We start from the raw sequence: 14,605 nt of genomic DNA, 5'->3' as shown, positions 1-14,605 counted from the left end.
TCTACGAGGATTGCCATACCAAGACTTGGCTTTTTTAGGTTTGCCTTTCCAAGCCCTTCCTAAGCTCGGGTAAGCCTTGGTGTTGCGTGAAGTTAACGAAACCTGAACGCCAGCCTTGAATGTCGGATTTAGAAACCACCGCTAAACCAAAGGTCGGGACACTCCGCATGTCAGCAATTTCGCTGGCCAATGGAAGAGAGCCACAAAGGTTGGGTCCGAGCGGTACGACTGACTTTTTGAAAGTCCTTTTGCGGAAACTTAACGCGCCTGGCCAAGTGCTCCAGGAGAAAGAAATATGGCAATTGATGCCAAGCGGACAACTAAGGTCGCCGCCAAAACTAATGTCTTCAAAGTAACTGTCTTAGAGGCCAGCACCAACAAACCTCAAACGAAGGTGTTTCATCCAGGCGGGGTGGAGCGCAGCAGTCGAGCAAAACACTTCAAACCTCATGAAGCCGAAATCTCAGGGTTTGATGGTCTGGCAGCTTTGCTCGCAGAGCTGGCTCACGAGCCGTCCAAAGTGGTCGTGATGGGCTCTGTCACCGAGGTATGCCGCAATCAACAGAAAATACGAAGATTGGCCAATCCACTTGACGGGGTGCCTGCGACGCTCGAAGACAGAGGATCCTGTCTTTTACATTTCGATGTGGATGATCTGGTACGTCCCGGCCATTTGGGATGGGAAGATCCGGCGGCCTTAGCGCAATGGGCCTGGAGCGAACTTTGTCGCAAAATACCTGTGCTGCAAGGCGTATCCGTAGTTTGGCAAGCGTCTTCCAGCGCGGCAGCCCCCGGGAAAGATGACTTGGCCAAGTTTCATTTCTGGTGCTTGGCAGACCGTCCTCTGTTTGCACACGAGCGTCGATTTTTGTTCGAACATGCCGGAAGCGACAAATCTCTTGCGGGCATTGCTCAACCCAATTATACGGCCTTCCCGATCTTTCAGGGCGTATCTGATCCACTCGCAGGGTGCCCCAGATCAGGAGTGTTTAGAGGGCACAAAGATGCTGTCGATGCCTCAGTCATTGCCTTCCCAATCAAAGCCAAGAAAAGGCATGCCAATCCAAGGCAGTCCAATAGAAGAAACGACAAGGGTTCTCTTACCAAGCCTTCAAAAGGATGCACATCGACATCCAATTTTGGACGACAGCAGTTGTCCAAGGCCTGCAAACGAATTGTGCTGAAGGGGGCATCCAACCCTCGGATTTTCGACGAAGTTCAACTCGTTGGCGGCTACGTAGCAGGTGGACACATTTCCTTCGACGAAGCTCGAGAAAGCCTTGTCGAAGCTGCGCGATCTGTTGGATACAAACGTGCGGACGAAGTAGTTGAGAACGGTCTCAAAACTGGCTTGGAGCGGCCGCTCGGCCAAAGCGACATTAAAGTCGCGACAGTACCTTTCTATCCAGCGCCGACCCTCCATCGTGAAGAGGCCATCGCAAAGCATGCCCAGGTTTTGGAAGACTGGGGAAGACAAGCCTTGGCTTACCATGCCAAGTCTTGGCAATTCACAGATGGCCCTCAACCTGTAACAGCGCCGCGTGTTCTTCTGTCCGGGGCGCAAGGCGTTGGGAAGACAGCGTTCCTCGTTGGCAGAGAGGGAGCGCCAGGCTTTCTTCACAAAACACATGGCCTGGTTTCACTGATGCTCTTGCCGGATCATGCAAAAGTTCAAGAAGCGCTCGACGACTATATCGTCAATGCGCCGGCTGGTGCTCCCCTCGTGATAGGCCTACGTGGGCGGGGTCAGCCCGACCCAATGGAAAACGGGGTAAAAATGTGCCGGGTATTTGAGACAGCCCGGCACGTGTCGGCTCGAGGTTGGTCGGTTCGTTCATCACTGTGCAAACGATGTCCACATCAAGACACTTGCGGATATCTTCGCCAAGAGGCCGAGATCAAACGGGCTTTGAGGGACAAGACCGGTCTAATTATCTTTGCCCCACACGAATTTGGCTATTTGCCGCTGCCTGGTGAAGCGAAACCTGACCTTGTCATCTTTGATGAGCGCCCGAGAGATTTCGCCGTTGAATGTGTAGATGTCACATTGGAAGAACTCGGTGACTTCATTCTTCCTGAGGCCCGGTCATTTTCGGAAGAACGCGGCGCTACGAAAGGAGTTGCTCCCGTTGTCGATGAGCATCCCGTTACCCGTGTTCAACGAGCCCTTTTAAGTTCGCTTGGGCAGTCTTTCAGTGTGTCTCTGAATGCACTCAGAGCCTCTGGCATAACGTCCATACTCCTCGAACAAGCTATCGCGGCACTCGAAGCCTTTAACTCGAAATCGGTGTCAGTGATTCTTCGAAAGGCTCTGGGCTATGGCACTCAAACATGGAACACGCGGGACATTGCGCGCTTGCGCAATAGGCTGCAAAGACTGCCCACCGAAGAAGCTCAGTCGCTTCAGTTTTTGCTCGAGTGCCTTCGCTCCGAAATCGATAATGGTCTTGAAGAAGCCGTGGGCGTTTTCAAACAAGGCCCTGATTGGCGCGACCCAAAACTCGAGCCGAGTTTGACAGCTGTTAGGGTTAAGTCGCTTAAGCATGGAGACGACGTCCCCTTTCTGTACCTTGATGGAACGGCAGATCAAGATTTGTCTCGTGTAGCTTTTGGGTCGGATCTTGAATGCCATCACCATCCGGTGGAGCGAAACGCCAAAATTACTCAGGTTGTGGGATGCAATTTTTCCAAGCGTCGACTGTGTGAGGTGAGCCAAGTTCGGCAAGGATTAAGCTCAAAGATCCTAGAAGAAAACCAAAGACTCAAAGCCTGGGTTGAACAAGTCATTGCACGCCAGCCTAACGCCGCGGTGTTTGCAAACAAAAGTGTTCTCCAGTCACTCGACAGTATCAACACCGAACGAGCAGGGCACTTTGGTGCTCTAAGGGGGCAGAACAGATGGGAGGGTTGCCCTTCAGCACTTGTAATTGGCCGTGAGCAACCGGCTTGTCAGGACATAGAGCGCATCGCGCGAGCCTATGCTGCCGCTACAGGTGATGCCTTCCAAAGTGGGGAGTACACTAAAGTATCTAGAGGTATCCGGCTGAAAGGAGGGGTTTCGCCCTTAGAGGTCGTTGCACATCCCGATGCTTGGGGGGATAGGATTCTCAGGCAAATCCGGGAAATGGAGATATTACAGGCGATGGATCGCATCCGGTTGATCCACAATGAATGCCCCAAAAACGTGTATCTGCTTTCACCCGTGGTTGTGGATGCCACTGTTGACCGCATTGAACAATGGCGGAGTTTCAAAAAGGGCGGCACACGGATCCAACGTGCCGTTCAATCCCATGATGTGATATTTCTTTCACCGACTGACTGTGCCAGGTTCATGCCGGATATCTGGGCTTCCAAACAGCTCGCTGCGCAAGACCTCCCCACCGCGAAAGAAATGTCAAAAGACCCATATAGATTTATCTATGGTGGGGGCTTTGACGGTAAGTGCGCGATCCAAGTCACGTTTCGATTAAAAAACAATGCTGGGCGTACATCGCGGGAAAAGTCAGCCCTGGTTTTCGGCGACGACAGAAAGGCACGAGCAAAATTGGAAGCGGTCACAGGACCCCTGACATCATTTCAAAAGTTTTATGGCGCTTAACTCCGACTCAAGGAAGAACGGGAGCAACCTCATTTGTGCTTTTTCATGAAGGCTCTGAGATTGCTCTCACGCCATGGTTTCCCTGTTGGTGAGGGAGTTTTTTCCATGTTCAATTGTTCGGCTATTGCGTTCACGCTCAGACCGGTTTCCTGAAGCTTTAAACTTCGACGCAATGCAAACGCTTCTCGTTCACGCTTGGAGTTCATCCAGTCCGAGTGCCGCTTGCGCCAATCGCCAAAATGCTGGCCGGGATCGAAAGTCCATTCAGCAGACAGGAGCGGATCAGGTGGGATGCGAATAAATGGCATGTCAGTGTTTTCAAACCATTCGTCCATGTACCCATTCCGACGCCAGTTCTGCACAACTGAAAAATCGACGACTAGAATGGTTGCACTACTGGTTCGACACGTGCGCTCAATGAAGTCCAGAGCTGATTGGATATGTACGCTGCCCCTGTCAGGTTCGATTTCGAGAAAAATCTCTTCATGTATGAGATTGTAGTCATGGTTTTTCGCGTATCGTCTGATCAGTTCCATCTGATAGCGAATAGTTTTGCTGACAGTGGCCGCAGCTTCCATATCTTTCGGTAGTTCTACAAAATGCGCCCAAGTAACAGGTAGTGTCCAATAGAAACCTACAGCGTTTTCCAAGCGTTACACTCCCTTAGTTCGAATTCCGCAAAATCCCGAGGGATCCAAATTCAGGTCTGACGGTTGGTTAAGTTGGCGTCAATCGAAAGAATCCACGGAGAACCTTCAATGATCAATAAGACCAAAAACCCGATTTCTAAAAAACTGCCAGCAATCATCCAATTGGTAAAAACGGCCGGTGCAATGATCCGAGCCGAGTTTCATCGACCAGAGGGGCCGCGCGGAACCCTTCACAAGGCCATCGTCGACGCCGAAGTAGAAGCCTTTTTGAAAACAAATCTGATGCGCCTTCAGCCGGCAAGCTGGCTTGGAGAAGAGACTGAAAGCTCGTTGATCGGCGGGTCTCTGACATGGGTGATTGATCCTCATGACGGGACGGCGGACTTTATGAAGGGCTTGCGCGGGTCCGCTGTGTCCGTGGCGCTGCTTGAAAACAATACGCCCATACTGGGCGTGGTGTATGCACCCACAGCTCCGGACGATGCGGGCGATCTGATCACGTGGGCAAAAGGAGGCAACCTGAAACGCAATGGAAAGGTTATCAATCCGTCCGGTTCCCAAGATAAGCCAATTGTTGGACTAAATGCAGACGCAGCAGATTTTGCCCTGGCCAACCACGTTAGCCTCAAAGGGCTCCGTGTGCGCACACTGCCTAGCCCCGCCTACAGATTGGCGCTCGCCGCTGTAGGGGAGCTCGACGCTGCCATGAGTTTGGTAGGTGGGTTGTCTTCTTGGGATATTGCTGGTGGACACGCCCTGATAATTGGTGCTGGCAAGGTCATCGCACAGAGGAACGGAAGTCCTATCGACTACAGTCAAACCTCCTTCGATGGTGTTGTCGCAGGCGCGGAAGCTTTGGTACGCGGATTGTCCGGTGCCCAAATGACCGCGCACCCGAAATCCGCCCGCTGCCCTGCCGTTCCCTGCAAACGCACAAATCTGCCCGTTAGCCTCTCGCGTGCACATGGTGTCTTGTTGGGACAATTGGCAGGCGATGCGTTGGGGTCATTCGTGGAATTTCAGGAGGCAGAAACGATTGCCCGCAGGCATCCGGGTGGTGTCGACAGTCTTCAGGATGGCGGCACTTGGAACCTGATTGCTGGCCAACCCACAGATGACAGTGAAATGGCTTTGGCACTGGCCCGGAGCCTGTGCGCAATGGATCGTTTCGACAGAGATCACGTGGCGAATGCTTATGTCGAATGGCGGACGTCCCGACCCTTCGACATTGGAATGACAACCAGCAGTGCAATATCTGCGCTGGCACAAGGTGACCCCGTCGCCTCAGATAGCCAAGCAAACGGGGCATTGATGCGTGTGAGCCCTATAGGGGTCTTTGCAAGCGGAACGCCTGCGCTGGCCGCAGAGATCGCACGCCAAGACGCTTCTCTCACCCATCCGAATGAGGTGACCGTTGCTGCCAATGCTGCCTTTGCTGCGGCGGTATCTACGGGAGTGGCTGGAGGGAGCAAGGAAGACATGTGGTCGTCCGCTTATGCCAATGCGGGTCAAGATGAAGGCGCGGCTATTGTACGCGGCCGGCTTCTGGCAGCACGAACGAAACGTCCCACCGAGTTCCAGCATCAAATGGGTTGGGTACTCACGGCGTTTCAGAACGCATTCTATTGCTTGATGGCCGAGCAATCGCTTCGGGATGCGGTGGTTGGAACTGTCGCTTGTGGCGGAGACACCGATACAAATGCTGCAATTTGCGGTGCTCTTGTCGGAGCGTTGCAGGGACGCGATGCCGTACCGTTGCAATGGCGAAATGCCGTTTTGACCTGTCGACCAGTTATAGCGGATGACATCCATCACCCACGAGCCAAAACCTATTGGCCGGACGATGCACTAGACCTTGCTGAGGCGCTGTTAGTTGCAGGCGCGGCGGCCAACCAAGATGCAATTTGATTGCAAATCGAAATTGAGCAAAAGTTGGAGGATTGATCGATGAACGACTTCAAAAACTTGAACAAGCAGCGCCAGACTCTGCTGAAAATCAAAATTGATGGATATATCGAAGCGGCCATTTTGGCCGCAAAAACAAATAACATTGGTTTGAGCGAAGCAGTGTTTCTCACCACACAGGGTTTGATCAGGGAGATGGCGGCGCAGTCTATTGAGAAAGACAAGGCGCGCCTCCTAATGGATGCTGCATTTAAGAGTGCCTTTCCCGAACACCACGCGCGCGTCGCAACCCACTGACGGCTTTTTGCAGTCTAAAGAAATCACTGTTTTCCGCTGTAATGCGTAGCCGTCTCGAAAGTTAGGAGGAACTTCGGTCGGTCGTTGGTGTGATTGAGTGCTATTTCCTTCAGGAACGAACGTGGTCGCGGTATCGCTCCGAAAAGCCAGGCGTAGACAAATGAGGGTTATGGTGTTCGTTTACCTGTAGGGCCCACTCTGGAATGCAAATAATACGATGCTATCCAAATCAGATTACATGATGTTTCTCAGGCACCCCGCCTGGCTATGGATCAAAAAACACGCCAGGCATCTGTTGCCGCCAATTGACCCCTCATTGCAAGCACGCTTTGACGAGGGGCACGCGTTTGAGCCTTATGCAGAGGAGCTATTTGGTGATCTCGTTCGCCTCGGTTTTTCAGATTTTTCAGAATACCAGGCTCTGCCCGCGCGTACTCTGGATGCTTGGAGAGATGGTGCGAACGCCGTGGCGCAGGGACGCTTTGAAGATGGAACCTTAACTTGCATCTCCGACATCGTGAGCCGCAGTGACGATGGGTACGTTCTGACAGAGATCAAGAGCGGGACTTCTGCAAAGCCCGAACATGCGTTTGATCTCGCATTCCAGCGTGTGGTGCTTGAGGCGGCCGGGTTCCCCATTGCGCGCTGCGAAGTGGCACATGTGAACCGTGATTACGTCAGAAACGGCGAAATCAATCCGCAAGAGCTTGTTGGCATCACTGACATCACGGATGCTGTGACTGAGCAGCTCGAAAAAACACGCACGCGTATCGATCAGGCATTGAGCGTCGTTGCCAGCGGTACGATGCCTGATCCGTCCCCCGAACGTGCGCGCCTTAAATCCTATAGTGAATGGCTGGAGATCCGCGAGAAGCTAGACCCTCCAATCGCGCCGGACAGCATCCACCGCCTTCCGTTCATGAACGCGGAAAAAGCCTCCGAACTCATCGCAGACGGGATCACAAAGATTGACGAGATCAGTGATCCATCTGTGTTGGGCAAGTCGACGCAACGCTACTTGAGAGCAGTGGCGAACGGTGCACGCACTATCGATCATCAGGAGTTAAGCAGGTTTCTGAGCGAGATTGTCTATCCGGTTTATTATTTTGACTACGAGACTTCTCAGAGTTTGCTGCCACCCTGGGACGGAACGCGTCCCTATCAGCAAGTGGCTTTCCAGTATTCCTTGCATATCCAGCATGAGCCTGGCGGAGAAATCGAGCACAGGGAATATCTCCACCGCGCCTCCAGTAATCCGATGCCAGCCTTGCTTAAAAGACTTCGTGAGGACATGGGTGACGTTGGCTCCGTTGTGGTTTGGTATGCGCCGTTCGAAAAATCGCGCAATACGGAAATGGCGGAAACTTATCCAGAGCACGCTGAGTTTCTGGAAGGCCTAAATGCTCGTGTTGTAGATTTGATGAAGCCGTTTGCGGATGAAGTGATCAACGATCCCGCGCTCAAGGGAAGCGCCTCTATCAAGGCCGTTCTTCCTGCGTTTTTGCCAGAACTTTCATACGATGATCTGGATATCAAAGAGGGGGCAAGCGCGTCTCGTCTTTGGAAGGGAGTGACACTGACCCAACCGGACGATCCAGCGCGCGAGAAGGTCTATTCTGATCTTGTGGCCTATTGCACGCGCGACACCTGGGCAATGGTCGCAATTCATCGGGAATTGCTGGCGATGTGAGGTTTAGTGACAATCGTTTATTTCCTCTCTGTAAGATGGTACGCATCCTCCACCAAGCGGCCAAACTCTCCATTTTCTCAATGCTTTGGCGCAGTCCGCTTCTCCGTCTGGTAGTTTTTTCACCTCATGGCTTGCTTCGTATTCTGCAATAGCCTGTTTTTCCGTTTGGGTCAGTTTAGCCATTGTTCTCCACCTGTTAGAACTTAGAAAGGGATGTCGTCATCCAGGTTACGCATTGGTGAGTCAGCGGGCTTAGGCCAGCCGCTCACTAGGTCCGATTGATGAATACCTCCGCTCAGCACTTTCATCTCGCCTCGAAATTTTCGGAGAACTATCTCGACGGTGTGCACGGTCTGACCTTCAAGATTTTCCCAGGTACGCGTCTCAATCGCTCCCTCGACATACACTTTCGTACCTTTGGTTAGCCGCCGTTTGGCTAGGTCCACCAGGTATTCGTCTCGTAGAACGATTTGATGCCACTGCGTCAGCTCTCGCCACGTGTTGGTTTTCTTGTCTTTCCAGCTTGAATTCGTGGCGAGCGAAAACCGACAAATGGATTCGCCATTTTCGAAGATCTTGACCTCAGGCTTTGCACCCAGATTTCCGATAAGAATTGCTTTGTTACTTGATGACATTTTTTCCTCCCGGAACATACCTGTCTCCTGACCACGCAGAGCGCCGCCCTTGAAGTATTTCATTGAATTCGTTGTAGGTTTTGGGCTTAGCGCAAGTTTCGCTTGCGCTTGGCCACCCTGCTACGACGCTTGTGCGCGCGCAGCGTGCGCTCAGAACAATGGTAGCAAGTGACTACGTCCCCGGATGGTGACACGATCACTCGCAGCTTGCATGCTTCATCAAGGACAGCTTGGTCTGCCATTTCCGCAACCAATTCTCTCGCCACTTTTCTGCTCAGCCTGTAGCTATAACAGCCGTCACGTGTGTCAGATTCGTCCCCGAAGTTGAGCAGCAACAAAAGCGCTTTGCTTGTTATACAGCGTTGAGCAGCACGTTGTTTTGCGTGTTTTGTGAGGGCAATTGGATTTGAGCGTGAGTGGTTCATCCTTCATCCCCTTCCTCAAACAGCAAATTCTCGAATGTTGCCGCTGCTTTTGGGTCCCTGTCTTTAAAACGCTCAATGAATTTCTTCATGTCGGCCTTGGGCGGCAAGTTGTCCTTCAGCCACTTTAACCTTTCATCGGTGCGGTTCTCGTTCCACAAATCTTTGTGCATCAAATCGAGCCTAATCTTACCGTCTGCTATTGCAGTCGCGAGCTCTTTGTCTCCGCTGGTCAATTCAAGGAGAGCGGTTTCGTCGACAACAAAGTCTTTGCTTCCAGGACATTCACCCAGAGGAGTAACCCGAGTTCTAGACGAACCACCTGCCAAATAGTCAATGCAATTCGCGAACGGGTTACCAACTCCAATGCAGTCTAAGTAGTCGCCGGTTTCACTGTCCGTTCCAAATATCAGTCCGCTTTCTGCAAACGCCAGTTCAACCACGACATGTTGTACAGAACTTGGATCAATCGGGTAGCGTTGGCTCACCTTCTCGAGTTCGCTGGCCTCTTGCCTTGCAAGCGTGTCAGAAAACTTTGCGATTGCCGCGAACATTATGGGTGCCAACTCGATTACTTCCGTCTGGCTTACGCCGTAACGGTTCTTCAATATTTGATAAGCATTGTGGGAAGCCACAGACAGCCTGGCGCTCACTTGAATCTTACCAGCACTTTGCTCTTCCAGCCGAGGGTCGAGTTTTTCGGGTTCGATATTTAGTTTGGACGCAATTGTCCTGATGTCTTCTTCTCCAGGTTGGTTCTGCCCAGACAACCACCTCCTGACAGTTCGGATATTTTTCCCAGTCCAGTCTTCAATTAGAGACTGCGTGAGTTTTCTGCTCTTTAGTGTTTCTTTCAGCAGCTTGTGATCGAGTGCCATACATTGTCCTTTGCTTACCTATTGGACATATAATGAAGGGCATATCCTGGTGTATCAAGATGGCACTATTTTGCCCTATTTTGTCGTCTAAGCTATGCCACTTGCATTAATTCGGGGAAAATAGGACGCAAAATAGGGCAAATTTAGATCGCGCGATGCTGCCAGCTTTGTTAAGCAGAGAACCAATGAAAAGCTTGCATCCGGTGATTCTGTGCCGTGACCGCTGTGCGTTAAGGTTTGCTGGCAGATAGTTTCAATCGTTCATCTTCCGAGCCATTTGCTTTGCTTCATATTGCTTCCACAGACCCATGTGTCCATTTTGCCGTGCATTTGCCAGCCACAGCTTCTTTCGGGCATCAGGCATTTCCATTGATCGATACTTTCCGCCTGAGAATTTTGGCCAATCTATCGCTAGGCCGAGTTTGACCATTTCTGCGGATAGATCACGGCCATCCTCGAGGTAGCACTTTGCAACAGTCCGTCCGTGGGTATCTTGCTCGGTCACTTCCGCCCTAATTTTTTGACCCTTGCAGAGCGAAACGAGCGCCCATTTTGCCTTCTTGCCATAGGGGTGGTTCATCTCGGGAGCATCGACACCAAACAGACGGACCTGTGTTTTCTTAATGACCAATGTATCGCCATCTACAACGTACGCTGAACCCGCCAGTATCGTGACGTCGGGTTTCGGTAGCGTATGGTCTGGATCAAAACTCTGTGGCGGCGTTGTGCGCTGCCGTTGGTTCGTGGTCAATCTAGGTTTCTCATTCACACCTGACTGACTCGACGAAGTAGTTGTATCGCCTGGCCTGTTACTGCGAATTGCCAAATACACTGCAACAGCCAAAACCAAACCCAAAACTATCAAGATTTCCATGAGCTAGGTCTCCAAGAGTTAGGTCAATCAAATTTTTGCTCTGGATCAGGATCGAACCAAGCACACGTTCGGGTTGATACGCTAGGGACACATCATATTCACGCAGGGAGATGTGACGGATTTACCCCGCTGAGCGAATTCACGCGTGTGACAACGAGGCATATGATCCATGCTCATTGCCACTCCCTGAATGGCTATCGGAATTTCAATTGGTTGATGTTTTTCTCGTCTTCTAGAGCTGGCGGCGCAGTTTGGCAGAAAATCGCAGAAGAGTGGCAGCTTCGCAAAAGCAATCAATTCGTATCGTCCAGATGTGCAACCCAGGGTGAAAAGTCTTAATAAATGATTAAGTGACGAACTATCGCGTGATGAGTGTGGAGCCTGTTGTAGTATGACGGAGAACAAGGATCGCTTGACGGCTGAGGAAGCTAAGGGACTTAGGACCGCAAAAGAACTAGAAGGTCATCTTGCGTGGTTGGACACGTTTACCCCCGCAGCCTTGGGTGTCCTAGCCATCGCATCTGGTATCTACACCTATCTCGGCGTGTCCTCATTGCTCGAAGACAACGGTGCGGTTTCTTTCTTCGCTGCGGTCGCGTACTCAATCGCTGTCTCTGTGGGCATCTTCGTGTTTTGGAGCTACATGCTCCGTCTGCTGCCTTCAATGCGTACGGCTAGTGGCTTCATTGGTTTGACGATCTCCACGATTGTTGGCTCTGTCGCAATTATCGCCATGTCTAGCTGGCTGAACGCAGCCGCACTCGCAGGCTCGGCGGCAGTCGAACAACACTTGGAGAATACTGTTCGTGACTACCAAGCTGCTCTCGAGCAAGCCCACGACATAGCCCTCAGCGGTCAAGCGTTGGGTCGCGAAGTGGAACGCGCCCGCCAGAGTTTTGAAGAACTGGCGGAACTCGAGCAGTCCGGAGACCTCTCAGGCACCGCCGGTCGGGGTGCCGTGTTTCGTGTTCTGACACAAAAAGCTGAGGAGTTGCGGAACCTTGAAGAGCAGATCGCGGCGCAGCAAGAACCTATCGAGGAAGCCTTCCAACAAGGCAACGAAATCCTCGCAAAGATGCGCGAGCTTACTGTAGCCCCCGGTCCAGTGGATCGCCGTTCGGTTCAGTTTTCCGAGGAAAGCGTGAAGCTGGCGGGTGTTATCTCGCGCCTCAACCAGTACAGCGTAGCACCACTTGTTGCTCGTGCTGCTGAGGACCTGCCATCCTCGGTCGTACTTCCAGAGCTTGATGGGCGCAGTTCCGACGTGCGAGACGCGCAATCGTCCACAATCAACTCCGTTTTGAATGCGCTGGACCAGCGCAGCAAGACACTCAAGAACGCCGCTGACGAGGTATTGGACATGGAGCCGCCCATCGAGACGGCATATAACCCGATTTCCAGCGCCGATGCAGTAATCAAGTACGCGCACAACTTCGTACCTTCTTGGGCTGGAGCCATAGCCATCGACTTGTTGCCCGCCGTGTTGGTGTTTGTGCTGGCTATCACTCAAGCCGCAATCCGCAGTGGTAAGGACGGCATGAGCATTGAGGATACTCTGACGCTTTCTGACCTTAGAGCGGCAATGAACGCCATGAAGGACGTAGAGGCGACTATGGGCGTGGCAGACGCAGCTATCCTCAACCGCGCCACTCCACAAAAAGATGAAACGTGATGAGCCTGTTAAGTCGTCTCGATCCTCGTTCAGGGCTGCGCTACGTTCTCATCCTACAGCTTGCTATTGCAGGCGTTCTGATAGCGTCGGACGTTCTTGGTGTAATACCAAGCCCGTTCAAGAAGCGTGTTCAACTCCCGACTGGTCCGATAACCCCCGGCGATCAACGTCGAGAGTATCGCACTGACCGCAGTGATCCATCGCTTGTGCCTCAAGACGGGCCACTAGACGTCCCCGTACCTGAAGCATTTCCAAGCCGATTGGACTTCACGGTTCAGGAAGTCGAAGGACTGGGGAGGGTACTTCTACTCAGCGGTCAGATAGAGGTGGATGACTCGTCTCGCTTCGCTTCGTACTTGTCGGACATGCAGGAGAAGCCTGACCTGGTAGCTCTTCACAGCCCGGGAGGAGTGGTTTCAGAGGCATTGTCCATCGGTAAGAAAGTTAGAGAGGCTGAGCTGGCTTCTGCCGTTCTCGCTGGCGCGATGTGCGTGTCCTCATGCCCTTACATCCTAGCAGGCGGAGAAGATCGCATTGTCTCGCTGCGCGGCCTTGTGGGTATGCACCAACACTACTACGAGCAGCCCCGCCTGATTCCAGTCGTTTTCGCCGTCGAGGGTATCCAAAAAGGGCAAGGAGAAACTATGCAGCATCTCATCGACATGGGTGTGGAACCGGCGCTCATGTTGTATTCGCTGAATACTCCTCCGGAGGAGATCTATGCGCTTGTCGAGGATGAACTCGTAGATACCCGCATAGCAACCCAAATAATCGATTAACACCAGACACCGAGGACTTTGCCTTGTTCAAGAAGCTAACCATTGCCGCGGCGCTGTTCGCTACGACTGCCACTGCGGGTGGTCTCCAAGTACGTGACGCAGACACAATTGTTGTCGATGGCACTCCCGTGCGCTTGAACGGCGTGGATGCGCCCGAACTTGGCACTCGTTCTGGTCAAGACGCAAAACGCTGGATGGTAAATTTCCTTCGAGGCAAGGACGTAGAGTGCAAACTAAATGGTGAGCGCACGCATGATCGCTGGGTCGGTGTTTGTTTTGCGGACGGGGAAGACATTGGGGCGGCCGTGATAGCGGCTGGGCATGCTCTGGATTGCGCGAGGTACTCGAAAGGGCGCTACAGGCAATTGGAGACCTCGGCGGCGAGGTCGCGTCTAAAGCGGGCCGGTTATTGCCGGTAATGTGCAAGCGCGCCGTGGGGAGCGCTCATTTGGCCGAAGCACGTAACGCCACTGTCACAGACAAACAAGACCATTGTTAACCGACAACGAAGTGCGCGACCTAGTGCAACTTACATTGGATATCCGGAGCAGGACATGAGGACGATTGGGTTTAGAGATGTTTGAATACAAGCCCGGGGATGATGTGGGGCACCTAGATGACTGGCCCTTCGATAACCCTCTTAGTGACTATCAAATCAAGGAAGGCCACCCACGTGCTTCAGGTCGTGTGGATGCTGGAGGTCCTGGACATGCGACCCGTGCCGGTATTTGGCGATGCACAAAGGGTTCTTTTGAGTGCACGGAACAGGGGGATGAATTGATGACTATCTTATCCGGGAGCTGTCGTTTGATTGATATGCAGAGCGGTCAGGTCAGTGTGCTTGAACCGGGAGACAGTCTTTTCGTTCGGGATGGAAGCCGTGTTACCTGGCACATTATCGAGGATGTGACAAAGGTATTCTTCGGACATAAAACGGATGGGTATTGAGGCGCACATCGAATGTGATCGAGTTTCGCCAGCAGACCAATGATTACCCCAATTTTGGCGTTTTCCCTTTTTGCTGGCGGCGCTTCTCACGTTGAAATTTGCAGAAAGCAACGGATCTCTAGGACCAACTCAAACAAAAAGCCTTCAAACGGGCCTTTGTGAAACGCGCCGTTATGCATCTCGACTGACCTGGTCAGGTTTGGTCTTCAATCAAGGCTCCTCTCGCGATGGCCAAAGGGAGTTACACTTGGTTCTTA

The 14,605-nt window shown here is 52.3% G+C and carries 13 protein-coding genes; 8 read left to right on the top strand and 5 right to left on the bottom strand.

The features are described 5' to 3' along the window. The first annotated feature begins 295 nt into the window (after window positions 1-295). The gene (locus GOX75_RS12415) at window positions 296-3,598 is read left to right on the top strand and encodes a hypothetical protein (protein ID WP_171123527.1); all 3,303 of its coding nucleotides are present in this window, start codon (window positions 296-298) and stop codon (window positions 3,596-3,598) included. A gap of 29 nt (window positions 3,599-3,627) precedes the next feature. Here the strand turns inward: GOX75_RS12415 and GOX75_RS12410 are convergent, their stop codons facing one another. Then, the gene (locus GOX75_RS12410) at window positions 3,628-4,248 is read right to left on the bottom strand and encodes a recombinase family protein (RefSeq protein ID WP_171123525.1); all 621 of its coding nucleotides are present in this window, start codon (window positions 4,246-4,248) and stop codon (window positions 3,628-3,630) included. A 108-nt stretch (window positions 4,249-4,356) separates the two neighbouring features. Between GOX75_RS12410 and GOX75_RS12405 the strand changes: the two genes are divergently transcribed. The 3 genes from GOX75_RS12405 to GOX75_RS12395 all read left to right on the top strand — a co-directional run bounded on the left by GOX75_RS12405 (window position 4,357) and on the right by GOX75_RS12395 (window position 8,140). Beyond that, window positions 4,357-6,156 carry an inositol monophosphatase family protein gene (locus GOX75_RS12405; RefSeq protein WP_171123523.1) on the top strand — a complete coding sequence of 600 codons (1,800 nt, stop codon included), beginning with the start codon at window positions 4,357-4,359 and terminating at the stop codon, window positions 6,154-6,156. A 39-nt stretch (window positions 6,157-6,195) separates the two neighbouring features. Beyond that, a complete protein-coding gene (locus GOX75_RS12400) occupies window positions 6,196-6,450 on the top strand; it encodes a hypothetical protein (protein ID WP_171123521.1) in 255 nt (84 codons plus the stop codon). 238 nt (window positions 6,451-6,688) lie between these two features. Beyond that, complete coding sequence (locus tag GOX75_RS12395; RefSeq protein ID WP_171123519.1) at window positions 6,689-8,140, top strand: DUF2779 domain-containing protein; 1,452 nt, start codon at window positions 6,689-6,691, stop codon at window positions 8,138-8,140. Window positions 8,141-8,143: 3 nt separating this feature from the next. On the opposite strand, the gene GOX75_RS12390 is transcribed toward GOX75_RS12395, so the two are convergent. The 4 genes from GOX75_RS12390 to GOX75_RS12375 all read right to left on the bottom strand — a co-directional run bounded on the left by GOX75_RS12390 (window position 8,144) and on the right by GOX75_RS12375 (window position 10,949). Further along, window positions 8,144-8,323 carry a hypothetical protein gene (locus GOX75_RS12390; protein WP_141138502.1) on the bottom strand — a complete coding sequence of 60 codons (180 nt, stop codon included), beginning with the start codon at window positions 8,321-8,323 and terminating at the stop codon, window positions 8,144-8,146. Window positions 8,324-8,343: 20 nt separating this feature from the next. After that, window positions 8,344-8,838, bottom strand: coding sequence for a single-stranded DNA-binding protein (gene ssb, locus GOX75_RS12385; protein WP_217354432.1), 495 nt, complete (start codon window positions 8,836-8,838; stop codon window positions 8,344-8,346). Between the two features lie 358 nt (window positions 8,839-9,196). After that, on the bottom strand, window positions 9,197-10,075 hold the full coding sequence (locus GOX75_RS12380) for a helix-turn-helix transcriptional regulator (RefSeq protein WP_171123518.1): 879 nt from the start codon (window positions 10,073-10,075) through the stop codon (window positions 9,197-9,199). A 253-nt stretch (window positions 10,076-10,328) separates the two neighbouring features. After that, complete coding sequence (locus tag GOX75_RS12375) at window positions 10,329-10,949, bottom strand: thermonuclease family protein (RefSeq protein ID WP_171123516.1); 621 nt, start codon at window positions 10,947-10,949, stop codon at window positions 10,329-10,331. A 391-nt stretch (window positions 10,950-11,340) separates the two neighbouring features. On the opposite strand from GOX75_RS12375, the gene GOX75_RS12370 reads away from it, so the two are divergent. From GOX75_RS12370 to GOX75_RS20580, 4 genes are all read left to right on the top strand, one after another. Continuing rightward, window positions 11,341-12,621, top strand: a complete 1,281-nt coding sequence (locus GOX75_RS12370) for a hypothetical protein (protein ID WP_152457318.1) — start codon at window positions 11,341-11,343, stop codon at window positions 12,619-12,621. Next, the gene (locus GOX75_RS12365; RefSeq protein ID WP_171123514.1) at window positions 12,621-13,400 is read left to right on the top strand and encodes a hypothetical protein; all 780 of its coding nucleotides are present in this window, start codon (window positions 12,621-12,623) and stop codon (window positions 13,398-13,400) included. The genes GOX75_RS12370 and GOX75_RS12365 overlap by 1 nt, the downstream gene beginning before the upstream one ends. A 128-nt stretch (window positions 13,401-13,528) precedes the next feature. Then, window positions 13,529-13,819 (top strand): thermonuclease family protein, encoded by a 291-nt coding sequence (locus GOX75_RS12360; RefSeq protein ID WP_371808176.1) that lies wholly within the window; start codon window positions 13,529-13,531, stop codon window positions 13,817-13,819. Between the two features lie 157 nt (window positions 13,820-13,976). Next, the gene (locus GOX75_RS20580) at window positions 13,977-14,348 is read left to right on the top strand and encodes a cupin domain-containing protein (RefSeq protein ID WP_171123510.1); all 372 of its coding nucleotides are present in this window, start codon (window positions 13,977-13,979) and stop codon (window positions 14,346-14,348) included. Window positions 14,349-14,605: the final 257 nt, after the last annotated feature.

It is taken from the genome of Ruegeria sp. HKCCD7251 (assembly GCF_013031165.1).
GTDB lineage: Bacteria > Pseudomonadota > Alphaproteobacteria > Rhodobacterales > Rhodobacteraceae > Ruegeria.
The sequence above is the reverse complement of the archived record's forward strand: the minus strand, read 5'-3'. Positions and strand labels throughout refer to the sequence as shown.